This is a genomic window from Wenzhouxiangella sp. AB-CW3 (assembly GCF_014725735.1).
Taxonomy (GTDB): domain Bacteria; phylum Pseudomonadota; class Gammaproteobacteria; order Xanthomonadales; family Wenzhouxiangellaceae; genus Wenzhouxiangella.
In genome coordinates, this window is sequence record NZ_CP061368.1 from 1214075 (window position 1) to 1239576 (window position 25502).

General features: G+C 61.9%; 23 protein-coding genes. 7 read left to right on the forward strand and 16 right to left on the reverse strand.

The features are described 5' to 3' along the window. Positions 1-6: 6 nt before the first annotated feature. The 7 genes from IC757_RS05230 to IC757_RS05260 all read right to left on the reverse strand — a co-directional run bounded on the left by IC757_RS05230 (position 7) and on the right by IC757_RS05260 (position 8050). Positions 7-801, reverse strand: coding sequence for a glucose 1-dehydrogenase (locus IC757_RS05230; protein WP_190976312.1), 795 nt, complete (start codon positions 799-801; stop codon positions 7-9). Beyond that, on the reverse strand, positions 794-2494 hold the full coding sequence (locus tag IC757_RS05235; RefSeq protein ID WP_190976313.1) for an aldehyde dehydrogenase family protein: 1701 nt from the start codon (positions 2492-2494) through the stop codon (positions 794-796). Before IC757_RS05235 ends, IC757_RS05230 begins: the two co-directional genes overlap by 8 nt. A gap of 15 nt (positions 2495-2509) precedes the next feature. After that, positions 2510-2941 (reverse strand): lipocalin-like domain-containing protein, encoded by a 432-nt coding sequence (locus tag IC757_RS05240; RefSeq protein WP_190976314.1) that lies wholly within the window; start codon positions 2939-2941, stop codon positions 2510-2512. Continuing rightward, positions 2938-4146 (reverse strand): acetyl-CoA C-acyltransferase, encoded by a 1209-nt coding sequence (locus IC757_RS05245; protein ID WP_190976315.1) that lies wholly within the window; start codon positions 4144-4146, stop codon positions 2938-2940. Before IC757_RS05245 ends, IC757_RS05240 begins: the two co-directional genes overlap by 4 nt. After that, positions 4143-5366, reverse strand: a complete 1224-nt coding sequence (locus IC757_RS05250) for an acetyl-CoA acetyltransferase (protein WP_190976316.1) — start codon at positions 5364-5366, stop codon at positions 4143-4145. The genes IC757_RS05245 and IC757_RS05250 overlap by 4 nt, the downstream gene beginning before the upstream one ends. Next, positions 5363-7045: a class I adenylate-forming enzyme family protein gene (locus IC757_RS05255; RefSeq protein ID WP_190976317.1), complete on the reverse strand. Its 1683-nt coding sequence runs from the start codon at positions 7043-7045 to the stop codon at positions 5363-5365. The genes IC757_RS05250 and IC757_RS05255 overlap by 4 nt, the downstream gene beginning before the upstream one ends. Positions 7046-7108: 63 nt before the next feature. Further along, positions 7109-8050: an NAD(P)H-dependent flavin oxidoreductase gene (locus tag IC757_RS05260; RefSeq protein WP_190976318.1), complete on the reverse strand. Its 942-nt coding sequence runs from the start codon at positions 8048-8050 to the stop codon at positions 7109-7111. 86 nt (positions 8051-8136) lie between these two features. Here IC757_RS05260 and IC757_RS05265 point away from each other — a divergent pair, with 86 nt between their 5' ends. Next, a complete protein-coding gene (locus IC757_RS05265; protein ID WP_190976319.1) occupies positions 8137-9066 on the forward strand; it encodes a winged helix-turn-helix transcriptional regulator in 930 nt (309 codons plus the stop codon). A gap of 169 nt (positions 9067-9235) precedes the next feature. Here IC757_RS05265 and IC757_RS05270 read toward each other — a convergent pair whose 3' ends face one another. Next, positions 9236-11317 carry a TonB-dependent receptor gene (locus tag IC757_RS05270; RefSeq protein ID WP_190976320.1) on the reverse strand — a complete coding sequence of 694 codons (2082 nt, stop codon included), beginning with the start codon at positions 11315-11317 and terminating at the stop codon, positions 9236-9238. Between the two features lie 556 nt (positions 11318-11873). On the opposite strand from IC757_RS05270, the gene IC757_RS05275 reads away from it, so the two are divergent. Next, the gene (locus IC757_RS05275; RefSeq protein ID WP_190976321.1) at positions 11874-12605 is read left to right on the forward strand and encodes a pseudouridine synthase; all 732 of its coding nucleotides are present in this window, start codon (positions 11874-11876) and stop codon (positions 12603-12605) included. On the opposite strand, the gene hepT is transcribed toward IC757_RS05275, so the two are convergent. Continuing rightward, positions 12602-13012, reverse strand: coding sequence for a type VII toxin-antitoxin system HepT family RNase toxin (gene hepT / locus IC757_RS05280; RefSeq protein ID WP_190976322.1), 411 nt, complete (start codon positions 13010-13012; stop codon positions 12602-12604). The two genes, IC757_RS05275 and hepT, sit on opposite strands and share 4 nt — an antisense overlap. Next, a complete protein-coding gene (mntA, locus tag IC757_RS05285) occupies positions 13009-13410 on the reverse strand; it encodes a type VII toxin-antitoxin system MntA family adenylyltransferase antitoxin (RefSeq protein ID WP_223846264.1) in 402 nt (133 codons plus the stop codon). Before mntA ends, hepT begins: the two co-directional genes overlap by 4 nt. Before the next feature lie 55 nt (positions 13411-13465). Between mntA and IC757_RS05290 the strand changes: the two genes are divergently transcribed. Continuing rightward, positions 13466-14590 (forward strand): M14-type cytosolic carboxypeptidase, encoded by a 1125-nt coding sequence (locus tag IC757_RS05290; protein WP_190976324.1) that lies wholly within the window; start codon positions 13466-13468, stop codon positions 14588-14590. Between the two features lie 19 nt (positions 14591-14609). Here IC757_RS05290 and IC757_RS05295 read toward each other — a convergent pair whose 3' ends face one another. Beyond that, positions 14610-15287, reverse strand: coding sequence for a response regulator transcription factor (locus IC757_RS05295; protein WP_190976325.1), 678 nt, complete (start codon positions 15285-15287; stop codon positions 14610-14612). Between the two features lie 78 nt (positions 15288-15365). Next, positions 15366-16121: a 3-hydroxybutyrate dehydrogenase gene (locus IC757_RS05300; protein ID WP_190976326.1), complete on the reverse strand. Its 756-nt coding sequence runs from the start codon at positions 16119-16121 to the stop codon at positions 15366-15368. Between the two features lie 141 nt (positions 16122-16262). On the opposite strand from IC757_RS05300, the gene IC757_RS05305 reads away from it, so the two are divergent. Continuing rightward, positions 16263-18092 carry a 3-hydroxybutyrate oligomer hydrolase family protein gene (locus tag IC757_RS05305; RefSeq protein ID WP_190976327.1) on the forward strand — a complete coding sequence of 610 codons (1830 nt, stop codon included), beginning with the start codon at positions 16263-16265 and terminating at the stop codon, positions 18090-18092. 314 nt (positions 18093-18406) lie between these two features. On the opposite strand, the gene IC757_RS05310 is transcribed toward IC757_RS05305, so the two are convergent. After that, positions 18407-19153, reverse strand: coding sequence for a type 1 glutamine amidotransferase (locus IC757_RS05310; protein WP_190976328.1), 747 nt, complete (start codon positions 19151-19153; stop codon positions 18407-18409). Positions 19154-19215: 62 nt separating this feature from the next. Between IC757_RS05310 and IC757_RS05315 the strand changes: the two genes are divergently transcribed. Continuing rightward, a complete protein-coding gene (locus IC757_RS05315; RefSeq protein ID WP_190976329.1) occupies positions 19216-20157 on the forward strand; it encodes a YihY/virulence factor BrkB family protein in 942 nt (313 codons plus the stop codon). A 19-nt stretch (positions 20158-20176) separates the two neighbouring features. Here the strand turns inward: IC757_RS05315 and IC757_RS05320 are convergent, their stop codons facing one another. Then, positions 20177-21211, reverse strand: a complete 1035-nt coding sequence (locus IC757_RS05320) for a DUF3524 domain-containing protein (RefSeq protein WP_190976330.1) — start codon at positions 21209-21211, stop codon at positions 20177-20179. A gap of 338 nt (positions 21212-21549) precedes the next feature. On the opposite strand from IC757_RS05320, the gene IC757_RS05325 reads away from it, so the two are divergent. Together IC757_RS05325 and IC757_RS05330 are read left to right on the forward strand one after the other, a co-directional pair. Next, the gene (locus IC757_RS05325; RefSeq protein ID WP_190976331.1) at positions 21550-22857 is read left to right on the forward strand and encodes a replication-associated recombination protein A; all 1308 of its coding nucleotides are present in this window, start codon (positions 21550-21552) and stop codon (positions 22855-22857) included. A 69-nt stretch (positions 22858-22926) separates the two neighbouring features. After that, positions 22927-23322, forward strand: coding sequence for a hypothetical protein (locus IC757_RS05330; protein WP_190976332.1), 396 nt, complete (start codon positions 22927-22929; stop codon positions 23320-23322). A 19-nt stretch (positions 23323-23341) separates the two neighbouring features. Here the strand turns inward: IC757_RS05330 and IC757_RS05335 are convergent, their stop codons facing one another. Both IC757_RS05335 and IC757_RS05340 read right to left on the reverse strand, forming a co-directional pair. Beyond that, positions 23342-24376, reverse strand: coding sequence for an alcohol dehydrogenase catalytic domain-containing protein (locus IC757_RS05335; RefSeq protein ID WP_190976333.1), 1035 nt, complete (start codon positions 24374-24376; stop codon positions 23342-23344). Continuing rightward, positions 24376-25497: a site-2 protease family protein gene (locus tag IC757_RS05340; protein ID WP_190976334.1), complete on the reverse strand. Its 1122-nt coding sequence runs from the start codon at positions 25495-25497 to the stop codon at positions 24376-24378. Before IC757_RS05340 ends, IC757_RS05335 begins: the two co-directional genes overlap by 1 nt. Positions 25498-25502: the final 5 nt, after the last annotated feature.

Consider the following 25502-nt stretch of genomic DNA (forward strand, 5'->3'; position numbering starts at 1 on the left):
GTGAAATCATCCTCCGATGTTCAGGCTGCCGGCACAGTGGCCACCGTCGATCACGAAGACCGAGCCGGTCGTAAACGATGAGGCCGGCGCGGCGAGATACAGGGCCATGCCGGTCAATTCTCCTGCCTCGCCCACCCGGCCTTGCGGAATGCGCGAGTTCAATGCCGCGCTGCGCGCTTCATCGGCCCACAGTGCGGCACTGAAGCGGGTCTTGATGAAGCCCGGCGCCAGGGCATTGACCTGAATGTCGTCATCGGCCAGCTCCGTGGCCAGCGCCTTGGTGAGCATCAGGACCGCGGCCTTGCTGATCGCGTACAACCCCATGCCTTCACCGGGTGCAAGCCCCAGGATGGATGCGACATTGATGACCTTGCCGCCTCCGCGCTGACGCATGCCCGGCACACTGGCGCGAACCCAGCGGGCATAGCCTTTGACATTGACATCGAGAATCTTGTCCCAGAGCGTTTCGTCGGCATCTAGTACCGGACCGAAATGCGGATTGGTGGCCGCGTTGTTGACCAGGATATCGATTCCGCCGAAGGCTTTTTCGACTTCGATCAGGGCCTGGTTCACCGCATCGCGATCACCACTGTGAGCGGCCAGCGGCAGGGCCTGCCCGCCATCGGTTTCGATGGCAGTGGTGATGTCCTGCAAAGACTCGAGGCTTCGCGCCGTTACCGCGACCCGTGCTCCGGCCCGGGCATAGCAGGTGGCGATGGCCGCGCCGATGCCGCGCGAGGCACCGGTGACCAGGGCCACCTTTCCGCTCAGGTCGAATGCCGGGTGGCTGGTTTCACTCATCCCCGTCCCCCGAAAGTGGCCGGCGCACCTGGGCGTAGCGGAAGCGTCCGGTAATGAACGACGGTTCGGCCAGGGTGGCATTGCCGGCCGGGTTGAGGCCGGAGACATGCAGATCGCTGTAAGCGGCCGAGAAATTCAACGGCATGTTGCCGGTCACGTTGCAGGTCAGTGCGGCTCCGGCCCAGGCGAACGCATCGGTGGCCGACTCGATGTAGTCCTCATCGGTGGAATACAGGTAGGCCGTGATGGCGCCGTGACGTCGCGCGCTGTCGGCGGCGTGTTGCAGGGCCTGATCGCGGTCGGCAGTGCGGATCACAAAGGCGATCGGCCCGAAAACCTCTTCCTGAGGTGCGGTGCCGTCTTCAAGATCCAGGCCGAGCACCAGCGGGGTCGCGGTGCGGGCATCGGGTCCAGCCGGATGCGCGTAATGGTCACTGCGATGAAGCAGGCGGTAGCGGCCGGACTCGGCCAAACCGGTCCACTCGTCGATCAGCGACAGGGTCGCGGGCGACTGGATGCAGCCCATGACGCTGGCCGCCCTTTTCGGGTTGGCGGCCAGTGCATCGATGCGCCCGGCCAGCGCCGCCTCGACTTCATCGGCTGACAGGCAACGACCGTTGCCGTCGCTCATGCCACTGGCAGGCACGTAGAACGTCTGCGGGCTGGTACACATCTGGGCTGAGAACAGGCACAGGGTATTGACCACCGAATCGAGTGCAGCGTCGATATCCTCGGCACCATCCAGGATGACCGTGTTGATGCCGCTGGTCTCGGTATAGCAGGGACGGTTGCCGGCATGCTGCTCGACCCACGATCCGAATCGGGCACTGCCGGTAAAGTCGATGATGGCAGCCTGGTCATGCTCGACCAGCACCTTGCCCAGGGGCTTGCTGGAGCTGTCGACCACAAGCTGGATCAGGCCCGGATCGAATCCCGCTTCGGCCAGCACCTTGCGTATGATGCGAACGGCAATGGCCATCGGCAGCACCGCGGTGGGGTGAGGCTTGACCAGAACCGGGTTGCCGCAGGCCAGGTTGGCCATCATGGCCGGGTAGCCGTTCCAGGTTGGAAAGGAAGCGCAGCAGAAGACCACCGCCGGTCCGCGCGGCATGAGACGCCAGCGCTTGGCCAGGCGCACCGGGTCGCCGGCGCCGACCTGCTTTTGCCAGCTGGCCTGAAACGGCAGCGCATTCATCATCAACCATGACCAGGCCACCGCCTCCAGGCCACGATCGAGCGCATTGGCGCCACTGCCGGCATAGGCCATTGGAAAGCTCTGACCGGCCGTGTGCATGATGGCGTGAGCGATCTCGAAGCCGTGTTCATCCACTTGCCGGAGCATCTCGACGCACAGCTTGATGCGTTGCTCCACCGAAGCGCTCGCCCAGCCTTTCATGGCCGCGCGAGCGGCGGCGAACTGCCGGTCCGGGTCCGGACCGGCATAGCGAATGCCCAGGGCCTCGCCGGTGAACGGAGAGACTTCCTCGGCCGCAATGAAGTCGGCTTCGCTGTCATCCAGGCGAAACGCCTGTCCCAGGCAGGCCTCGTACGCGGCTTTTCCGGCGGCCGGCTTCTCGGTACCGTGGATGCGGCTGCTCCCCGACTCCTTGAAACCGCTGAACGCGCTGCGGGTTGCAATGGCCGACAGGGCCTCATCAAGCAAGGGGTCGATTCCGGTGGGTTCGAAATTCATCAATCAATCTGCTCCTCAAATGCGTTGCCACTTCAGGCAATGTCGACGCTGGCGGCCCCGGGCATCGGTTTCATTGCCAGTGAGAATCAAGCGGTCATCTTCCAGCACTGCCTTGCGATGCTGGTCCTGACCGATAAAGTCGGGATTGAGGGCCACATCCACCTCGTGGATGATGACATCGCCCTCGATCCGGTAGCGGCCGGCATAGGCAAAGAAGGTTTCGAGCACATCGATTCGCTCCTGGTCGGACAGCTTGCGAATCGACCGTCCGCCCAGACCAGTTCGCCCCGCACTCATCAACTGGGCCGACATCGCACCGTCCGCGCTGTAGACCAGCCAGCCGATCGGATCTGTGCCGAACGGATGGACCGGCTCATCAAGGCCCTCGAAGTCGATTTCCCAGGCCAGCAGCCGCCAGGCGCCAATCACATCATTGCTGTTGATCATGGCAGACGCTCCACAACCATGGCGCTGCCCAGCCCGCCACCGCCGGCCACCGCAACCAGGCCGTAACGCCCCTGGCAGGCGTCCAGGGCATCGAGCAGCTGGGCGATGAGCATGGCGCCGGTGGCACCCATGGCATGTCCAAGGGCAATGGCGCCGCCATTGACGTTGAGTCGATCGGGGTCGATGGCGAATTCCCGGCGATAACGCAGCAGGGTGGCGGCAAATGCTTCGTTGACCTCCCAGCGCTCGATCTCTCCGGCTTCAAGTCCCGACCTGTGCAGGGCCTTTCGGGTGGCATCTTCGGCGGCCGTGAGCATCAGCACCGGATCGGCCGCCGCGCTTGCCCATCCCAGGATCCGGGCGCGCGGTGCCAGGCCGCTGTCGTTGCCGGCCTGCTCGGATCCGATCAGGACCAGGCCGGCCCCGTCGGCCGGCGCCGGCGAGTTGCCGGGGCTGTGCAGGTGTTCGATGCGATCCAGGTCGGGGAAGGCGGTCAGGGCGCGGCGATCGGCACCTTTCTCTCCCATTTCGGCAAACACTGCCGGCAGGCCGGCCAGTTTTTCCATGCTCAGGCCGTCGCGCGGCGGCTGGTCGGCATCGAGCACGACCTCTCCGTCGGGGGCGGTGACCGCCACCAGGTGCTTGTCGAATGCCCCTTCGGATCTTGCCCTGACCGCGCGAGTTTGACTCTCCAGGGCGAGTGCATCGAGGTCCTCGCGACTGAAACCTTCCAGGGTGGCGAGCAGATCGGCCGATATGCCCAGCGGTGTGAAGCGGGTCGATTTCATGATGGCCGGGTCGCTGTACCAGGCGCCCTGATCGCTGAACATCGGCACCCGCGACATTGATTCGACCCCGCCACCAACCAGCATCCCGCACTCACCTGACTGAATCCGGGCAGCGGCCAGCGCACAGGCATCGAGCCCGGAGGTGCAGAAGCGGTTGACGGTCATGCCGGCGACCGGGTCGGGCCAGCCGGCATGCAGAACCGCGATGCGGGCAGGATTCGCGCCCTGATCGCCGATCTGGGTCACGCAGCCCAGGACCACGTCCTCGACATTTGCCGGATCCAGTCCGGTCCGTTCGGGCAGGGCCTTGAGCAGCTGGGCGCAAAGCTCCAGCGGTGCCACATCGGCCAGGGCGCCACCATCGGCCTTGCCCGCACCACGCGGTGTTCGCACCGCATCGAAAATCATTGCATTCATCGATTCACCACAAAGCTTGCAACGGTGGTCGCACTGCCACCGACGTTGAGTGTTGCCACGTGACGGGCTCCTTCGACCTGGCAGTCTCCGGACTCGCCACGGACCTGACGTGCGGCATCGTTGAGCATCCTGACGCCGGTTGCGCCAACGGGGTGACCCAATCCAATCAGGCCACCGCCGGGATTGACCGGCAATTCACCATCCAGGCCGATGCCGCGCTCGATCACCTGCCAGGCCTGACCCGGCGGGGCCAGTCCCAGGTGATCAAGCAGCATGTAACCGGTAATGCTGAAACAATCGTGCAGTTCGATGGCATCCAGCTGACTCGCGTCCTGCAGTCCGGCCCGTTTCAGAGCGGCAAAGAACGCCCCGGCCACGTGGGGCAGCATGGCGCCCGAAGCAGCTTGGCCATCGAGCTTGCTTTGCAGACGAATGGGGGCACCGGTGTGGCCCCAGCCCGCAATCTTCGGAATGGTTGCCAGATCATGACCATGCCTCCGGCACCAGGCGCTGGCGAAGTCGGCATCGGCCAGGACGACCATGGCGGCGCCATCGGTGATCTGGCCGCAATCCTGCTTGCGCAGGCATCCCTCGATCAGTGGATTGGCTTCATCGTCTTCCGACAACTGGGCTGCCCCCACCGTCCATTTTCGCGTCTGGGCCAGCGGGTTCCTGCGCGCATTGGCAAAGGCATTGCGCGAGAGCTCCACCAGCCATTCTCGCTTCAGACCATGGCGTTCATCGTAGGCCCGGGCCAGCTCGGCAAACTGTGCCGGCCACAGGAAGCGCGCCTCTTCGCTTTCGTGCCCGCGCCATGCGGCGGCGGCCAGGTGGTCGGCAGCCGTTTGCCCATCGAGATTGCGCATTTGCTCGATCCCGAGCACGCAGGCACAGGAGTAGCGTCCACTTTCGATGTCGGCCATGGCAGCCAGAAGGGCCATGGAACCTGATGCGCACGCCGCCTCGTGGCGTACGGACGGCATGCCGTCGAAGCGGGTGTCCGCCTCGGCAAAAAAGCCGCCCAGATGGCCCTGGCCGGTGAACAGTTCGGCAACGAAGTTGCCGACGTGACCGACGCCAATCTGATCTGGCGCCAGACCGGTTTGCTCCAGGCCGTCGGTCAGCACTTCCCGGAACAGGTCGAACAGTTCCCGGTCCTCGCGGGCGAGGTTGCGGGCAAAGTCGCTCTGGCTGCCACCAAGGATATAGACCGGTCTCATAGTTGCTGACGCAACTCGTCACGGACCACCTTGCCCAGTGCATTGCGCGGCAGGGCGTCGATGGTTTCCAGGCGCTCGGGCAACTTGAACACGGCCAGCCCCTGTTCACGCAGGAAACCGGTAATGTCATCCAGGCTCACCTGCTCGCCGGGCTTGGGGACCACGAATGCGCACACGCGCTCGCCCAGGTCTTCGTCGGGATAGCCTACGGTGGCCGCTTCGGCCAGGGCAGGGTGGGCAGCCAGCATGGTGTCGAGCTCGTCGGGCGAAATGTTGTTGCCGCCACGAATGATGATGTCCTTGCTGCGACCGACGAAATGGTAGAACGGCGGCGGATTGCCATCGCCGGAAATCTCGAACAGGTCGCCGGTGCGAAAGTACCCGTCGTCGGTAAAGACTTCGGGATTGTCCGGAGTGTCGCCGAGATAGTGGTCGAAGATGGTCGCGCCCTTGATCTCGAGTTCTCCGGGCTGCCCCTTCTCGGTAATGATGTCGCCGGTCTCCAGGTCGCGCAACCGGGTGCTGACCATCTTCGAAACACTGGCATTCCATTCGATACCATCGACGCCAAAGCGCGGGAAATAGCTGGCACGAAGGGTTGGGTCCGGCATGTCCTCAAGGCCACTGACCAGGCTGACGCCTTCGTTCGATCCAAACAGGTTGACCACGCCGATGTCGTACTTGTCGGCAAAGCCCTTGACCATCCAGGGCGACAGGGGCGCCGAACCCGATGCGATGCAGCGCAGGTTGGACAAATCGAACTGGCTCATCAACTCGTCGTTTTTCAGCAGCATGTTGAGCAGAGCCGGCGGGGCAATCGTGAAAGTCACCCCTTCCTGAGGAATCTGGCTGAGGAAAACCGGCAATTCCAGTGGATGATGGAGAACCAGCGTGCCCTGGCAACGCAGCCAGTTGATCAGAAACCCGCCAATGCTTGCCATGTTGACGAACGGAAACGGATTGAGCAGCACATCGCCCTCGCGCATCTCCGCACCCTCGTAGGTGGCCGGAGCAATGGCCATCCATTGATTGTGCGTGCGCGGCACACCCTTGGGGGAGCCGGTGGTGCCTGAAGTCCAGCAGACCGTCATGATGTCATTGGCATTCGAATTGACCGGCGGCGTGTCGGTTTCCGATCGGGCCTGATCGAGCAGGCTGGAAAAGGGGGCGTCGCCATCGGGTGGTTCCGGGCCCAGCCAGACACATTGCCGGAAGCCGACCGCCTTGGCGGCCTGGGTCAGATCGTGGTCGTGAAAACGGGTGATCCCGATAAACAGGGCCGGCTCAAGTGCCTCGGCAATCATGCTCAGCTCATGACGGCTGTACTGCACCGGTACCGGACTGATGACGGCTCCGATGCGTGCCAAGGCGAGGTAGAGAACGACGAACTCGGCGACATTGGGCAACTGCACGACCACTGCATCGCCCCGACCGATGTTCAGCCTGGATAATGCGCGCGCGCAGGTCTCGACTTCATCGCTGAGCTCCGCCCAGGTCCATCGTTTTGGGGTATCACCGTCCAGGCTCTCCCGGTTGGGTTGATCGACCAATGCCATCCTTTCGGGATGCGCAGCGACTGCCTGTTCAAGCAGGTCGCTCAGTGTCGTTTCGCCCCACCAGCCGCGTCGGACATATTCACGTACGCGTTCTTCTACCTTCGGGTACTTATGTTCATGCATGTACTCTATCCTCTAAAAAGTGCAAGAAGTTCTGAGTGTCGGTCGATCCGGCTGTAGTCCACTTCAGGAGCGCTTTCCAGCGACCGGAAGTTGACAGGCGGCCTGATATTCCTCGGTTAGTTGGTCGACCAGTTCAGCGACGGTCTGTACCTGGTCGATCGCGCCCACTCCCTGGCCGGCAGACCACACATGCTTCCAGGCCTTGAGGCTCTGGTGCGGGTCGTCGAAGTTGGGCTTTTTGCCTGCTTCCAGATTGTCCGGATCATAGCCGGCGGATGCCAGGCTGGGCTTGAGCCAGTTGGCCGGAACACCCGTGATGGCCGGTGAGCAAACGATGTCGGAAGGACCGGCTTCGACCAGCATGGACTTGTAATCATCACTGGCCAGGCTTTCTCGTGTCGCGATGAACCGGGTACCCATGTAGGCCATGTCAGCTCCCAGTACCTCGGCTGCCCGTATGGCCCGGCCCGTCGAAATTGATCCAGCCAGAACCAGCGGACCATCGAAGAACTGCCTGACCGCGTCCACGAACGCGAAACCGGAGACCTGGCCGGTATGTCCGCCTGCTCCGGCACTGACCAGCACCAGACCGTCGGCACCGGCATCGACCGCCTTGCGGGCAAAGTCGACGCTGTTGACATCAGCCAGTACCAGTCCGCCATAGGAATGAACAGCCTCGATCGCATCGCGTGGGCTGCCCAGTGCGGTGATGACCAGAGGCGGCTTGGCTGCAACGGTCATTTCAAGGTCGCTGTCGCGACGGGCATAACTCTTGTGCATGACCAGGTTGACTGCCCAGGGGTGGCCAGTGTCGGCAAGTCCTTCACGAATGGCCTGCAACCACTCGGCAAAGATTTCCGGGGTGCGTGCATTGGGTGCGGGGAAAGCGCCAATGATGCCAGCACGACATGCTGCCAGGACCAGGTCCGGACCGGATACGAGAAACATGGGGGCCGCGATCAGCGGTAAACGCAGATCGCCCATCAGGCGTTCAAAGGAATTCATTAAAGTTACTTTCTTAGCTGGACTTAAGGTTATGCTACGATTCCCATCCGGTTATTGCAAGGCAATTTGTAGCGATGGGGACTCCTGTGGATACTCGACATCTGATCAAGGCCAGTTCAATACATCGGGTGCTTGAGGTCATCGGTGATCGCTGGGTTGTAGTGATCCTTCAGCAATGCTTTCTCGGCGTCCACGGCTTCGAGGACTTTCAACGTCGACTCGATATTCCTCGCAGCACGTTGAGTGCGCGCCTGCGCATGCTGGTTGATCAAGGGATACTGTCGCGTGCTCCTTCTTCGACCCCCAATCAACGCCTGGACTACCTGTTGACCGAAAAGGGGCGGGACCTGTTTGACACCGCTTTGATGGCGCTGGCCTGGCAGCAGCAATGGGTGCCTCGTTTCAATAAGCCGGCAGTCAGGCACCTGGGGTGCGGAAAGGCGATAACGCCGGTCATGGTCTGTGCCGATTGCCGCAAGCCAATCGATGCGCGGGAAGTGACATTTCGCGATGGCCCGGGTGCTAGCTGGATCATGCGCAACAAGCGACGTCGTCGAAGAACGACGGCTGCATCCAGTTCCAGGCAGGCGCTTCCCGTGTCCGGACAATTGCTTGACTTGATCGGTGATCGCTGGACCCCGCAGGTCGTGGCCTTGGGCTTTTTCGGCATTCGGCGTTTCGACGAAATGCAGAAGACCCTGAAACTGGCCAGCAATATACTGACTGATCGTCTCAAGCGCGTGGTGGAAATGGAGATCTTCCGGCAGCGTCAGTATCAGTCTCGTCCGCCTCGAAGTGAGTACCTGTTGACCGAAAAGGGGTTTTCCCTCTACCCCATGCTCATGGCCATGACCCAATGGGGCGATCGCTGGTACTCCGGTCCGGAAGGTCCACCGTTGTTGTTCCGACATGACCCATGCGGAAAGCCACTGAAAGGGTTGGTGATATGCAGTCAATGTGAGTCTCCGATCAAGCCGGACACCACTGAGGCCATTCTCGACGGGGGAGCCGAATAGATCATGTGGCTGAGCAGATCCGCTGGCTTTCTGGGCTAATAATTCCCGGCCGAAAATCATTTGCCGAAAAGGACCGGAGTATCCAGCGGGGGATCTCCGGTCAAGGGTCGATGCTGCCTGCTGGGGCGGACAGTCAGCACCACAATAGATTGAAGCGTCTTCTACAGAATCAGAACCGATAATCGGCCGTCAATCCCCACATGCGAGGCGGGCCTATGACTGCCGAGCCGCTTTCACTGAGGTTGAACGGGCCGCGTCCGTCAATGACATTGAGTCGATAGACTTCATCGGTCAGATTATCCGCCCAGAGCGAGAATGACCAGTGGTCACCAACCCCTAGTGTGACTCGAGCGTTGAGCAGTCCTACCGAGGAATCACCAACCAGGGGGAAATTGTCCGGGTCATAGAAGATTCGGCTACGGTAACTGTATTCGGCCAGTGCAGAAAAGCGCATGTTGTCACCGATGCGTGAGTCGTAATTCAGGCCGACGTTGTAGCTGTGTTCTGGTGATCGGGTCAGACGGTTGCCGCTGAAGTCCTGGCCATCTTCATTGATGAACGTATCGTATGTGGCATCAAGATAGGCATAGCTTCCCTGAAGGCGCCAGTTATCGCTGAGCACGGCCCAGGCCTCGGCTTCAAAGCCCTGGCTGGTGGCATCAGCTGCATTCGACACGACAAGTGACGCGCCATCGACAAGTTGAAAGACCTGCAGGTCGGAATAGTCGATATGAAAGGCGGCAAGATTCAAACGTACCCGGTCATCGAGAAGTTGGGACTTCAGCCCGACCTCGAACTGGCGTGCATGTTCTTCATCGAAGCCGCGCTCAGCTGCTTCGGCATCACGTGCGGTGCCATCGAAGCCTCCGCTCTTGAATCCTTCGGAATAAGACACGTAGGCCATTGCGCCGGGATGAAAGTGATAGTCGAGAGATACCATGGGCGTGAACGAAGACCAGGTTTCGCTCGGGCTGACATCATAGGGTTCCGCCAAAAAAGTTCCGGTGGGGTCAAAGCCCTCGGTCCGGATATTTGCGCGCTTTTCTTCCCAGGTGTAGCGTGCTCCCACTTTCAATGAAAGGCGGTCAGTCAGGGCACGAGTCACTTGGCCGAAGAAGGCATGATTGGTCGTCTTATTGCTTTGGAAATAGAATGGGTTGAAACTCAATGGCGGTGGCAGCTCAAGAGGAACATCATTTCCGGAAAAATCGTTGTTCTCCAGCCGGTCGATATCGGCATACAGGAAGTAGTATCCGGCAAGCCACTGCAATTGCTGGGGATCGCCGCCGGTCAGGCGAAGCTCCTGGGTCCACTGATCGCTGTCGTCATTGACATTGCGTATGACCAGGGGGGCATCTGACCCGCTGAAGTCATCCTTGAAGTCAATCTCTGCGCGCCGGAACGAGGTGATGGAGGTCAGCTCGGCCCAGTCCATTGCCCAGGTCGCAGTGGCCGAAAGGCCCCAGACATCGGTGTCGGTGAAACCATCCTCGGTCTTTTCGTTGACGAACGGGTCGGAGCTGCAAGGGGAGGCGGCAAACGGAGAACCTGGGGCAAACCAGGGGAAGAAGATGAATTGTTCGCCGACGCACTCGCGATTGGTGCCAGCCAGTCGGGCCTTCCTGTAGTCGGCCGAGACCAGGATATCGAGGCCGTTGTCCATCAAGAAATGCAGTTGCCCCCGGAGTCCAATGCTGTTCTCGTCACTCAGATCGTTGCCCGTGGTGGCGTTGACAGAGTAGCCATCACGTTTGTTCCGGTTAAGCGTCATCTTGGCATTGACATTATCCGAAATCGGGCCTTCGACCAGCCCGCGAAAATCCTGCCGGTTGAAGTTTCCGAACTGGGCTTCGGCGCGCCCGCTGAACTCGCTGGAAGGTGGCCGGGTGACGTAGTTGATTGCGCCACCAACCACGTTCTTGCCATATAGTGTTCCCTGGGGTCCGCGCAGTACTTCTACACGCTCCAGATCGAAGAAATCGAGATCCATTGCGCCATGGCGGGAGATGTAAACGCCATCAATAAATACACCGACAGAAGGGTCACCCGAGGCCGACTGGTCGGTGGAGCCGATTCCACGAATGTAGATCTGTGGCTGGGCCGGGTTGAAGCGGCCGATGCTCAGCCCCGGCACTCGCATGCTCAGGTCATCCACGTTGCTGATTCCGGATTGTTCCAGGGTTTCGGCTTCGACTGCCGATACAGCAATGGGCACATCCTGGAGGCTTTCTTCGATCCGCTGTGCGGTCACGGTGACTCTATCCAGCACCGCTCGGGCGACTTCAACCCGCTCATCTGGCTCCTCATCCTCTGCAACTGTGACGGACGGCATGATGAACAGAATCGCGATCGGAAAACAGGTAAGGCTCCAAAATATCCGCATGACGTGAAATTCCTTCTTTGATCTGATGTTTTCTGCAGCCTCGGCTGTAGATTTAGGGGTTGTCGTTCCCTTGTAACCGGGCAGCTGAGCTGGTCCGTTAGGTCCACTTACGCAACCTTTAAGTTTGATTATGCAAGTAGCCAGTCCGATTATGCAAGCTTGATTTCGGTCAACTTTTGCATTTTTTCGGACGCGTGGAATTGATCAGCGTCATTTCCAACGCCTGCGGGAGGGTGGTATTCGTGGGCTTCGGAGCCTGTTTTCGGGGCGCCAGACGGCCAGTTGAGCGGGGTAAATCGCCGTGGTTTCCCGGCGACGAAGATCTCGCTGCGTCGCCGGCATGGTGGCGGGCACCAGGCACCTCAATGAGGTACGATTCGGCGTTTCGCTGCCCTTTTTGCCGCCGGATCAATGAATTTTGCTCATGACTGTCAGCCTGGAATCCTCCCCTCGATTTCGCATCGTCTATCAGGATCAGTGGCTGTGCGCCATCGACAAGCCCTGCGACCTGATGGTGCATCAGAGCAAGCTGGGCACCGATCGGCAGTTCGCGGTGCAGTTGCTGCGTGACCAGATTGGACAGAAGGTGTGGCCGGTGCACCGCCTCGACCGGGCCACCTCGGGCGTGCTGCTGTTTGCGCTCGACCGGGAAACAGCAAGCGCCGTGGGCCGGCAGTTCATGGCCCAGAGCGTGGACAAGCGCTACCTGGCCGTGGTTCGCGGCTGGGTGGATGCGGCGGGCGAAATCGACCACCCGCTGAAGAAACACAAGACAGCGGCAGAAGGGCAGCCGTCACAAACCGGCTACCGCCGGCTGGCCAAGGCCGAGTTGCCATTTCCCATGGGTGAGCATGATACCGTGCGCTATTCGCTGGTCGAGGCGGTTCCGAAAAGCGGACGGCGTCACCAGATCCGGCGCCACTTCAAGCACATTTCGCATCACCTGATTGGCGATACCACCTACGGCGATGGTCGCCACAATCGCCTGTTCCGGCAGCACCTGGGTTGCCACCGCCTGCTGCTGCATGCCGCCAGCCTTGAACTGCGGCACCCGTACGAATGCAGGGACATCCGGCTTGCAGCTTCTCTGAATGACAAGTTCACGGAGGTTGTCGACCGGGTGTTCGGCCAGATAGACGCAAGCCGGGCTCCCTAGTCTGCTTCAAGGGCCAGGCGGGCAAACTCCAGCAAGCCGTCAAGCCGGTTTTCGATGACATCCACCATGATGTCCAGGTCCAGTTTTCGGTACTCATGCACGAGAATGTTGCGAAAACCGACCATGCCCTTCAGCCTGTTGGCCAGCTCATCGCCAATGATTCCGGCCTCATTGAGGAGGGAAAAGCTGTCTCGGCTGTCCTGGGGCAATCCCAGTTTTCTCTTGCGCACCAAGTGATTTGCAATATCGATGCAGAGCTCAGCGGCACGCTGGAGATTCATCGCGATGGCATCCTGGCGCAGATGATCCCGTTCAAAGGGCAAATCGGAATCCAGGCGATAGTACTCTCGAATCTGTCGGACACAGCGTTCGATGCTGATCTTCTTGTTGACCAGAACATCATTCATGTCTGCAGAAAGCGACCGGAGGATCGGCCCTCGGCCAGGATTTCGGCGCGTTCGGCGTTGAGCTTCTGGTACAGCGACAGCACGTGCATTTCGAACTCGTCGGCGGCGTTGACATCGGGGCAGTGAATACGCTTTCCGTTGATGATGATTTCCTTCTGAAAGACGGTCGTCGCCTCTCTGAGGTTGATCAGATCGACGTCGCGTGCGAGTCCTGATTCGAGGTCGAGATGCAATTGGCTGCCGGTCAGCTTGCTGGCATCTCGCGCCACAGTCGGAGGCAACAGTACGGCAATATCAACATCACTGCCCGGCAGCATTTCATCTGTTGCCGCGGAGCCGAACAGGTAGATTGCCTGTGTTTGCGGCAGTCGATCCACAATGTGCCGAACGATTTGCATCTGGTCTATCATGCCCCCAGTATACCGCTGAGCCTCCAACTGGTAATCCATAACCATGCGCATTCTTTCCAATTTTGACGGTGGCAACATCGAAGTGTCGTCCGCCGACACACCCGACGATATTCGCCTGAAGATCCGGCCCGACGCCGGTGGCGAGCACATGCAGTGGTTTTTCTTCCAGCTCTGCGACGCGCGCGATACCGACTGCACCATGGTTATCGAGAATGCCGGAAAAGTGTCTTACCCGGATGGATTCGAGAACTACCAGGCCGTGGTCAGCACCGATCTGGAGAACTGGTTCCGTACCGATACCGAGTTTGACGGCAAGCAGCTGGTCATCCGGCACCGCCCGGAATCCGACGTCGTCTACGTGGCCTATTTCGCACCCTACAGCCTGCGCGAGCACCAGCAGCTGATCTCCTCGGCGCTGGAGCATTCCCGGGTGCTCTCCGAGACACTCTGCACGACACCCGACGGCCATGCCCATACCCTGCTGACCATCGGCGAAGCGGCCGAAGGTCGCAAGAAGCTGTGGGTCATCGCCCGTCAGCATCCCGGCGAGACCATGGCCGAATGGTGGGTGGAAGGGTTTGTCGAGCGCCTGCTGGACCCGGAAGATCCGGTGGCGCGCGAGTTGCTCGAACAGGCGGTGGTCTACCTGGTACCCAACATGTGCATCGATGGCGCCGTGCGCGGCCACCTGCGCACCAATGCGCATGGCCGCAACCTCAACCGTGAATGGGCCGAACCCTGTGCGGACCAGTCGCCCGAGGTGTACTACACGCGCCAGAAGATGCACGAGACCGGTGTGGATTTCGCGCTGGACGTGCACGGCGACGAGGCGCTGCCGTACAACTTCATTGCCGGACCCGAGGGCACACCTTCGTGGAACGAGCACAAGCAGCGTCAGCTGGACAACTTCAAGCAGTTGCTGGCCGCGATCACGCCGGATTTCCAGACCGACCACGGCTACGAGGTGGATGCACCGGGCAGTGCCGACATGAAGAAGAACTCCGACTACATGGCCGAGACCTTCGACTGCCTAGCCGTGACCCTGGAAATGCCATTCAAGGACACCGCCGACCGGCCCGTGCCAGAGATCGGCTGGTCACCGGGCCGCTGTCGTCACCTGGGCCGGGCCTGCCTGGATGCCATGTACCGCATTCTGCCAGAGCTCTGAGGTCATTGCGGGGCCGGGCTCAGCCCGGGCTCCGCTCCATTCTCGAGGCCGGATCGACCAGCTCCAGCCGGCGGAAGGCAATGCCGGCCTGGGTCCGGTTGCGCACATCGAGCTTCTGCAGGATCTCGCTCATGTGAGCCTTGACAGTGCGTTCCTGGATATCGAGCCTGGCGGCGATCTGCTTGTTGAGCTGGCCGTCGGCGACTAGCGCCAGAACCCGGAACTGCTGCGGTGTAAGCGATGCGATGCGCTCGGCCAGCAGCAGATCCTCGTCATCCGTGTCGAGTCCTTCGACGGCATGCTGCAGGTGTGCGGGCACCCATTCGCGACAATCGAGCACGGTCTCCAGCGCCCGGGTCAGTTCCGGCAGGGGCGTGCTTTTGGGAATGTAGGCCGCGGCACCGTGATCCAGAGCGTGACGGATGGTGCGCGGTTCCTCGTTGGCCGAAACGACCACCACTGCCACGCTGGGGAACATGCAGCGAATCGAGGCCAGTCCCGCCAGGCCGTGATTGCCCGGCATGTGCAGATCGAGCAGCAGCAGATCGACGGGCGGTTCGGTTTCCAGCAGCTCGGTGGTGGAAGGCAGATCCTCCGCCTCGATGATGTCGACATCCGACAGGCTGGAATGAAGTGCCTGGGTCAGGGCGGCACGAAACAGCGGATGGTCGTCGGCAATCAGCACTCGAGTGGTCATGTCGGACAGGCTGGCCCTGGGCGGATCCTCGTGTTGGAATCCCCATGATGCCAGAAGTCGAGGCTGGGCCGGTGTCGATCAGGTCGCGGTCCAGCCGCCATCGACCACGATGGCCTGCCCGGTGATGTTGCGCGCTGGCGGCGATATGAGAAATTCGCAGATGCCGGACAGCTCCTCGAAACTGATGAACACCCCCTTGGGCATGGGCTTGAGCATGATTTTCTCGACGACTTCATCCTCGGAGATGCCATGCACCCGGGCCTGGTCGGCAATCTGCTTTTCAACCAGCGGTGTCTTGACGTAAGTCGGGCAGACGGTATTGATGGTGATGTCGGTGTCGGCCGTCTCCAGCGCCAGCACGCGCGAGAAGCCGATCAGGCCGTGCTTGGCCGCCACGTAGGCCGATTTGTAGGCACTGGCCACCAGGGAGTGGATCGACCCGATATTGACGATGCGCCCGAATGCCCGCTGGCGCATGCCGGGTAACAGGCCGCGGGTCAGCCGGGCCGTGCCCGTCAGCATGACCTGCACGAGCTGGTCCCACTTGTCCATCGGAAAGTCCTCCAGCGCGGCAACGTGCTGCAGGCCGGCATTGTTGATCAGCACGTCCACCGGCTGATCGAGTTGCCGCAGCAATGATTCGACACTGGCATCATCGGTAACGTCCAGTGCCCGTCCGATGGCCCGGCCGCCGGCAATACCGATCTCGCCGGCGACCGCGACGGCCGCGCCCTCGTCCAGATCGGTCACGACGATGCTGTGGCCCCCGCCGGCCAGGTGGTGGGCAATACCCGCGCCGATGCCACTGCCGGCGCCGGTGATGAGAATGTTCATGGCGATGTCTGCCGCTTGTCAGAAACGGGTGAAAAGGCTAGCAGACGACGCTGGGCGTGCCGACTGTACCAAAGTCCATGACGGGTCGCGCGGGAGACTTGTTAAAGTGATGGTTGGTCAACCATTGCAGGAAACGCGGGCATGAGGAAAGAGTTGCTTTTGCTGTCTGCCGGGGCGGTGTTTGTTCTGGCCGCCTGTGAGGCGCCCGAGCCGCCACCGGAGCCGGTCGAGGAGGCGCCCGCCGAGGCGGTGGCCGCCGATCCCTCAGAGCGGTTGCAGTTTCCCTTTCCGGTGCGGGTGACCGAACACCGTGATGGCGATGATCTGGTCAGTGCCGGCCTGAACGTGGCGGATCTGACCGGCACTGCACCGGCGCCTGCCGACCCTGAAGCCCCCTCTGCCGCCGAGTTGCGGCGCCTTGCCGTTCATGCCAACTGGCAGGGCATTGGCACCCTGTCACCGGCCGCCGGCCTGGGCGGACTGCTCGACGGACTTCCCGAAGTGCCCGGACATGAGTTTCATGCCTTCCTGACCCTGCCGGATGCCAGCCAGCCGTTCCGAGTGGCACTGCAGTTGCCCGACAGCTTTGATGCCGATGCGGCCTGCCTGGTTGTCAGCCCGGCATCGGGCTCACGTGGGACATACGGGGCCATTGCCGTGGCCGCGCCTTGGGCATTCGAGCGTGGCTGTGCCGTGGCTTATACCGACAAGGCGGCCGGTACCGATATCTTCGATTTCTCCGATGGCACGGGGACCGACCTGGCAGGGCGGCGAGTCGAGTCCGGCGAGGCCGAACTGGGCCTGGCATTCGCGCCGCTCGAGGAACCGGCCGCGACCGTGGGCATGCGGCATGCTCACTCGGGCGACCAGCCCGAAGCTGACTGGGGTCAGCACGTGCTTGCCGCGGCGGCCTTCGGCCTGGATGTCATTGATTCGGTGCTGGATGCCGAACTCGATGCCGATTCGGTGCGTGTTCTCGGGTTTGCCCTTTCCAACGGCGGCAACGCAGTCCTGCGGGCAGCAGAGATCGACGATTCCGGCCTGCTCGATGCCGTGGTGGCCGTGAGTCCGAACATCACGCCGCTGGGACAGCCGGCACTGTTTGACTATGCCAGCCTGGCCGCGCTTTACCAGCCCTGCCTGCTGGCCGATGCCGATTTTCTTGACGAAGTGCCCATGGGCCAGTCACCGATGGATGTGATGGGCCAGGCTCGTTGCCAGTCGCTGGCCGAAGCGGGGCTGCTGGATGAGCCCAGTCCCTCGGCGGCGCGTGATGTGCTGACCGAGGCCGGTTTTGACGACGCGGCCCTGAGCCAGAGCGCGGTCAATATCGCCCTGGATCTGTGGCGCTCGGTGCTGGTGACCTATGCATCGTCCTACCTCCAGCGCGGGCCGTTTGACATGCCCTGCGGATTCGCTCTGGAGGCGGCGGAGGCCACTGCCGCCCAGCGCCAGGCTTGGTGGGGCAGTCATTCCGGTATTGCGCCCGGCAACGGCATTGAAATCGTCGACACGATGGCCGACGGCAATGATTCGACTTTTGCCGGCCTCAAGTGCCTGCGTGAACTGGTCGATGGCAACGGCCCCGAATCCGACAGCTTGCATGCCGCCCTGCGCGCCACCCAGGCCAGCGCGGTGCTGCCTGATATTCCCGTGGTGGTGGTTCATGGCCGCGATGATGGACTGATTCCGGTGGCTTTCAGCAGCCGCCCCTATGTCACCATGGCCCGCAACAACGGCGCCCGAATAGCCTACTGGGAGGTGGAGCAGTCGCAGCACTTCGATGCCTTGCTGGCCGTACCGGGTTTTGCCGGCGAGTACGTCCCCATTCTGCCGTATGGCTGGCAGGCCATGGATCATATCCTGGCCGTGCTCGATGATGCCGCAGAACTCGGCGAGGACTGGCACATCCAACCGCAGCCACCCGAGCCTGGCGAGCCACTGGAAATCGAACACCTGGGGCTCGAGTAAATGTCCTCCGGCTTTGCCGGGTAAGTATTAACCCGGCACGAATGCAGATCACATTCAGGGCTTCAATCAGGGCCCGAATCAAGGCGTCGCTCGCCGCCAAGGGTGATTCCCTTGGCAAGAGCGAGAACGCAGAGTCGGGCCCTGATTGAAGTCCCTAACTATCTGATTCTAAAAAGTCAGGCCGCAGTGTGCGCTTCGGCAGACTGCGTTATCGAAACTTGCTGTAGGAGTGCTACAGCGGCGTTTCGCTGCCTTGCTGCCGAAGCGCACACTGCGGCTGAATGCGATCTACATTCGTGCCGGGTTAATAATAGCTAACGGGAACCGAGAATCACGCGTCGCCGGGGGCTCTCGAGCAGCCCGAGCCAGTTGCCAAAGACCTGATCGGCCAGTTGCAGTGATTGCGGCAGATGCTGTTGCGTGGCTTCGCGCAAGTCCTCCGGTGTCTTGCGCAGGCCCGCTGCGGCCAGGTCCTTGCGATAGAAGGGCAGGGTCAGCCAGCGCCGGATGAGACGCTCGTCGAGCTCGAGGTGAAACTGGAACCCCCAGGCGCGTTCACCATGGCGGAATGCCTGGCAGCCGGACTGGTCGGACACCGCCAGAGAAACCGAATCAGCCGGGCAGTCAAACCCCCAATGGTGCCATTGATAGACCGGTCTCCGATCTTCCAGCGGGCAGAGTACCGGATCGTGTGACGTGACGTTGGTGGGCTTGAGGTCGTACCAGCCGATCTCGGGTTCTTCGCAGGGGCCCACCGGTGCCCCCAGCACATGGGCCATGAGCTGGGCGCCCAGGCAGATGCCCAGTACCGGCATGTCGGCTGCCATGGCTTGTTCGATCAGGTGGCATTCGGTCAGCAGATGGGGGTGGGTTTGGGCATCGTCGACCTGCATCGGCCCGCCCAGGACGATGAGCGCCTGGTAGCGATCCAGTCGGGGTCGGGCATCCGGGTCGCGGGCGAAGTTGACGTAGCGAATGCGATGGCCGCGCTCGCGCAGCATCGGATCGAGCAGACCCAGCGGTTCGGCTACCACATGCTTCAGTACCAGTACTCGTGCCATGACCAGCTTCATGTGCTGCAGGGGTGAGCGCCTGATCATAGTCCATACGCTATGCTTGCACGATGGAATTATCGGCAGTTCAACGTTTGCTCGTCTTTGTGCGCTACTGGGGCAGCATTCTCGTCGCCGCGGCATCGAACTGGCTGCAGAGCCAGGCCTTCATCTATGCCGCTGCCCTGGCTTTCTTTACCGTGTTTTCGATCGCACCGGTCATGATCGTGGTCGTCACCGTGGTCGGGCTGGTGCTGGGCGAGCGCGCGGCCAAGGGCGAGCTGATGGATCAGCTCGAGGAAGTGCTCGGCTCACAGGCGGCCGAGGTGGTGCAGACAGCCGTGGTCAATTCCCAGATCGAGCAGAGCGGCATCTGGCCCACGTTGGCCGGCATTGTGGCCATAGTGCTGGGTGCCACGACGGTCTTTGCTCAGATGCAGCAGTCGCTCAACCAGATCTGGGATGTCGCGCCTCGTCCGTCGAAGAACAGCCTGTGGATCTTCATCAAGGCGCGGGTGCTGTCGCTGACCATCGTGCTGGCCATCGGTTTCGTGCTGATGGTCTCGCTGCTGCTCAGCGTTGCCATGCGGGCGATCATGGCTTTTGCCGAACAGTGGTTGCCGGTGCCTGGCTGGGCCATGGTGAGCATTGAAATGGCAGTCTCACTGGCCGTCATTACGATGCTGTTCGCGGCGATTTTCAAAATATTGCCCGACGTGGTGCTGGGCTGGCGAGACGTGTTGGCCGGTGCCCTGATCACGGCCGTCCTGTTTACCGCGGGCCGCTCGCTGATCGCGATGTACCTGGCCAATACCGCAACTGCCTCCACCTATGGTGCGGCCGGATCGCTGGTTTTGTTGCTGCTCTGGGTCAACTACTCCTCGCTGATTCTGCTCTACGGGGCGTCCATCACACGGGCGCACCTGGAGGCCCGGGGCAAGCGCATTCAGCCCGGGGCCACGGCCGTGTGCGTGCATCGTGAGTTGATTGAGGAGCCGGCCGACTCTTCCTGACAGGCAGAAGGCATCAACTCTAGTCGAGGAGGATCTGCCAGCGCTTTCCTGTCGCCGGGGCCAGCCAGTCATCGACCCGGCATGCCGGCGGCAGCCCTACCTGCAGCCAGGTACCGAGGCGCCTTGCCAAGGCGCCGTCCTCATCGGGCCGATACCGGTATTCCGAAGGATACTGTTCGCGGTAGCACAACGCATCGGGTACCAGCGGGCGAGCGCCGGCACTGGTTGCTTCCAGCATGCCGATGCCCTGGAACTCATGGATGGCGGTACTCACGGCTATACCGGCCTGCCCCAGCAGCAGTCGATAATCCGGCGCCGGCAGATGGCCGTCGGCGATGATTCGATCGCCCAGTGTGCGGCGCAGGTGCGCCAGTGCCGTGGGGGTTTTGCGGGGCCGTCGACCAAGCAGGGCCAGGCGAAAGTCCATGCCGGCTTCCGCCAGCTCTATCAGGGCCGTGGCGAAGCGCTCGGGTGCCTTGTCATATTCCCAGCGGTGATTCCAGACGATCAGCTTGTGGTCACGCTGGTCTGCTGACGGCACTGGCGCGACCGGCACGGGCAGCACGTCCGAGCGAGTTTCCAGCCGCGTCAGGACATCGGCCGGCACGCCGTCGGGCAGCCTGTCCAGCAGTTCGGACAGACCGGCGAAAAAACTGTCGCGATTGAACGCTGAGTTGAAGAACACGCGATCAGCGGCCAGTGCCCCGTAGACCTGGACCATGCTCGCCTCGATGGACGTGATCTGCCGGTCGCTGGCCGGGTAGGCAAACTGGTTTTCGTGGAAGTAGTACCAGGTCGGGACCCTGGCCAGCTGCGGATGCAGGCCGCGAATGGTGGCCAGGTCCGCCATGGAGGTGGCCAGCAGCAGGTCGGGTGGGTCGCGCGGGATCTCGTCGAGCCAGCTCAGTGGGTTGCCGCGTATGCGCCAGGCAAAGTGGCGTCCGGGCAATTCCAGTACCTGCCAGTCGACCCCGGTGATATGGTTCTGCAACCAGTCGGCCCAAGCGGCGTGGCTGTCGGAGCGGTAGGGGGAGAGGAGGAGGGTTTTTGGCACGGGGGGGTGGTGTTAGGTGTTAGGTGTTAGGTGTGAAGTGTGAAGTGTGAAGTGTGAAGTGGGGAGCGTGAAGGGTGAAGGGTGAAGGGTGAAGTGAGTAGGGTGAAGTGAGTAGGTGTTGGGTGATTTTGGTTTGTCGTCCCGGAATCGCCGTAGGCGATATCCGGGATCTCGCACGGTGGGTCTGGCATGGGGTTGAGCAATGGCTGCCGTGCAGGTGCCGGGGGTGGTAGGTTTCGGTTCTGCGGGCGGGACGACGGGGTGGGTGAGGTGTGGTTTTAGTTTCTGGTTGTTTGGTGTGGGGTTTGGTGTGGGGTTTGGTTGGGTAGGATGGTGTGATGGGTGATCTTTTTTCTGGTCAGGAGTCTTCGGCGGGTGGGGTTGGCAGTCCGTTGGCGGATTGTTTGCGGCCCGGTTCGTTTGATGATGTTGTCGGGCAGGATCATTTGCTGGGGGTTGATGGTCCGCTGCGGCGTATGGTGGATTCCGGCAAGGTGGCTTCGCTGGTGTTCTGGGGGCCGCCGGGTACGGGCAAGACGACGCTTGCGCGTCTGCTGGCGCGGGTCGGCGATCTCGAGTTTGTTCAGATTTCGGCCATTTTTTCCGGGGTGGGGGATCTGAAGAAGATTTTCGAGGCGGCGCGAGTCCGTCGTGGCAACGGCCGGGGCACGCTGTTGTTTGTCGACGAGATTCATCGATTCAACCGGGCCCAGCAGGACGGCTTTCTGCCGCACGTGGAAGACGGCACGATCACGCTGGTGGGGGCCACTACCGAGAATCCGTCCTTCGAGCTCAATGCCGCCCTGCTTTCGAGAATGCAGGTGCTGGTGCTCAAGCGGCTCGACGAGTCGGCGCTGGGCCGCCTGCTGCACCGTGCCGAGGCGCACCTGAAACAGGCCTTGCCGCTGACCGACAAGGCCCGCGAAATGCTGCTGGCCATGGCCGACGGGGATGGCCGTTACCTGCTCAATACGGTCGAGGCCATCGCCGACCTGGCTGTTGCCGATGAACAGCTCGACGAGCAGTCACTGGCCCGCCTGATTCAGCGCCGTGCACCGGTCTATGACAAGGATCGTGAAGAACACTACAATCTGATATCGGCCCTGCACAAGTCGCTCAGGGGCTCGGATGCCGACGCCGCGTTGTACTGGATGGCACGTATGCTTGCCGGTGGCGAGGATCCACTCTACATCGCCCGGCGCCTGATCCGATTTGCCTCCGAGGATATTGGCCTGGCTGATCCGCAGGCGCTGGTCCAGGCCCTGTCGGCGCGCCAGGCCTACGAGGTGCTGGGATCACCCGAGGGTGAGTTGGCCCTGGTACAGGCGCTGCTCTACCTGGCCACCGCGCCCAAGTCCAACGCGGCTTACACGGCCCAGAAGGCGGCCATGCGTGCGGCGGCCGATACCGGCTCGTTGATGCCGCCGGACCATATTCTCAATGCACCAACCGGATTGATGAAGGAACTGGGTCGAGGCCAGGGCTATGTCTACGACCATGACACCGAGCGGGGCTTTTCCGGCCAGGATTACTTCCCCGACGAGATGTCGAGACAGCAGTTTTACCGGCCGGCCGAGCGCGGCTTCGAGCGTGAGGTCGCCAGGCGGCTCGATTGGTGGGCCAGACAGCGCAAGCTGAATTCGTGACAGGTCATGCTGTTCAATTTGTGAACTGGAGCACTATAATAGGGTGAACCTCCAGGCAGGAGCGGGCCTATGCCGCGTGACAAGGAACTCTATGAAGCGCTGACCGACGATGCAGTTCGCCGCGCCGAGGAGATGTGTGCTTCGCTGTCCACCAAGCTGGGCCTTGAACGCCGCGGTCAGACTACCTACTTCCAGGGTGCGATTTCTGGCGTCGGTGACGATGAACGCCGCTTCACCAAGGTGACCGTCGCGGCGCTGGACAATGATGCCCATCTGACGGTGATTGCCGACCACGAGCTTCCCCAGACGCGAAAGGTTTTGCTGGTATATCGGCAGGCTCCGGGCTCGGACATGAAATACCTGGGTGTGCTTCGCAATCAGCGAACCGGCAATCGTCAGGATGACAAGCCGGGTGAACAACAGTTTGCCCGCTTCGAGATTCTTCAGGACGTGCGCAAGCGCTGATGTTTCTGTCGGGGGCGGTTCAGGCGGTCAGGTCCAGCACCTTGGCGCCCCGGATCTGCCCGTCTTGCATCTCCCGCAACGCCTGGTTGGCCTGCTCCAGCCGATAGCGTCGGGTCACCGGGCGCAGGCTACGGTGTTTTGCTGCAATCTCCAGAAAGCCCCGGATGTCTTCCCGGGTCACGTTGGCCACTGACCGGATCATGCGTTCCTGCCACAGTTGTCGACTGTAATCCAGATCGGCCAGAAGGTGCCGGTCGTCTGATTCCTTGCTGATGGCGTTGACGACCAGACGTCCGCCGGGTGCAATCTGTCGCAGTGCCTCCATGACCGGTTTCCAGGCCGGCGTGGTATCGATGATGGCATCGGGTTGTCGAGGGGCCTGTTCCTCGGTGTCGCCGGCCCAGTCGGCTCCCGAGCCCAGGGCTTGCCTGCGCTGGTCCGGATTGCGCGCCCAGACCATGACCGGGCTGTCGGGTAACAGGATGCGGGCCAGTTGCAGGACTTGGTGATTGGAGCCGCCGAAGCCGGTCAGGCCCAGTACCTGACCGTTGGTCAGCTTGCACAGGTGAAGGCTTCTCAGGCCGATGGCCCCGCCGCAGAGCATCGGTGCGGCTTCGATGTCGTCAAGCAGCCCGGGGATGGGGTGGACGAACGCCGATGGCGCGGTCATGTACTCGGCATAGCCCCCGTGGACATGACAGCCGGTGCCGTGAAACGCATCACACAGGTTTTCCCGACCTTCTAGACAGCGATCGCACTGGCCACAGGCACTGAATATCCAGCCCACACCGATACGCTGGCCAATCGCCGGAGCGTCCTCGGTTCCGGGCCCATGAGCCTCGATGGTGCCGATCACCTGGTGGCCCGGTATGACGGGGAGTCGGGCGGGCACGCGGCCGTGAATCTCGTCAAGCTCGGTGTGGCAAATGCCACAGGCATGGACACGGATCAACACCTCGCCCGGGCCCGGTTGTGGCACCGGAAGCTCGACAGCGCGCAGTGGCTCGTCGACCTCGTCAATGGCGCTCACCTGTTCCAGCAACATGGCCCGCATCAGGCTTTCAGCTCCAGGTGCAGCTCGATGGTGCCAAGCAGCCGGCGCCTGTCGATCCAGCCAATGACCCGGTCGTCGTCCATGACCGGCACCTGGTTGAGACTGTGCTCGTTGATCAGGCGAAGTATGTCCTCGGCACTGCTGTCGGGCGATACCCGCACCAGTTTTCCGACCGGTGTCATGATGTCGGCCACGGTCGTCTGCGGCCATTGTTCGCGCGGTAGCTTGCGGGCATCGGACAGCGTGGCCAGCCCGACTACCTTGTTCCTGTCGCCGATGAAGTGGGCGCGAAGCCCGCCCGCCAGCATGTGGTCGTGCACCCACTCGTCGACCGGCGTGGACGGAGAAACCAGTGGCAGGTTGCGATCGGCCAGATCGCGGGCACACAGGCCGCGCAAGCGTTCTCTCATCCCGTAGTCGCGGCCGCTGGCCTCGGCCATGTTGAGCAGAAACCAGGCGATGATCATGATCCAAAGTCCGCCCAGCAGGTTGTTCATGGCCAGCATGATCCACAGCCCGACGGCGAACAGGGCGTAGGCGACCAGCCGGCCACCCATGACCGCGGCGCGCATGCCGCGGGCGGCATCGCCGGTAAACTTCCAGACCAGTGCGCGAAAAACCCGTCCGCCATCCAGGGGAAAGCCGGGGATGAGGTTGAAGATGGCCACGATGAGGTTGATCAGACCCAGCCAGCTCATGGCCACTGACAGTGGCTCGCTGATCTGAGCGGCGGGAAGCGACAGCATCAGGAACCCGGCGGCCAGGGCGAAACTGACTGCCGGGCCGGCGATGGCGATCCAGAACTCGTCGTCGGCCGACTCCGAGTCCCTGCTGATCTGCGCCATGCCACCGAAGATGAACAGCGTGATGGCCCGCACCGGAATGCCACGGCGGATGGCGACAACACTGTGTCCCAGTTCGTGGGCCAGGATGCTGGCGAAAAACAGCAAGACCGTGAGCACGGTCGTGATGACAACCGCGGTTATCGACCAGTCGGGGTAGGCCTGCGAAAGCCCGGTCCCCAGGGAGGCCAGCAGCAAAACGAAGATGATCAGCCAGCTGACGTGGATTTCGATGCGGATGCCGCGGATGTATCCCAGCACCAGGACGGATCGGAACATGCGCA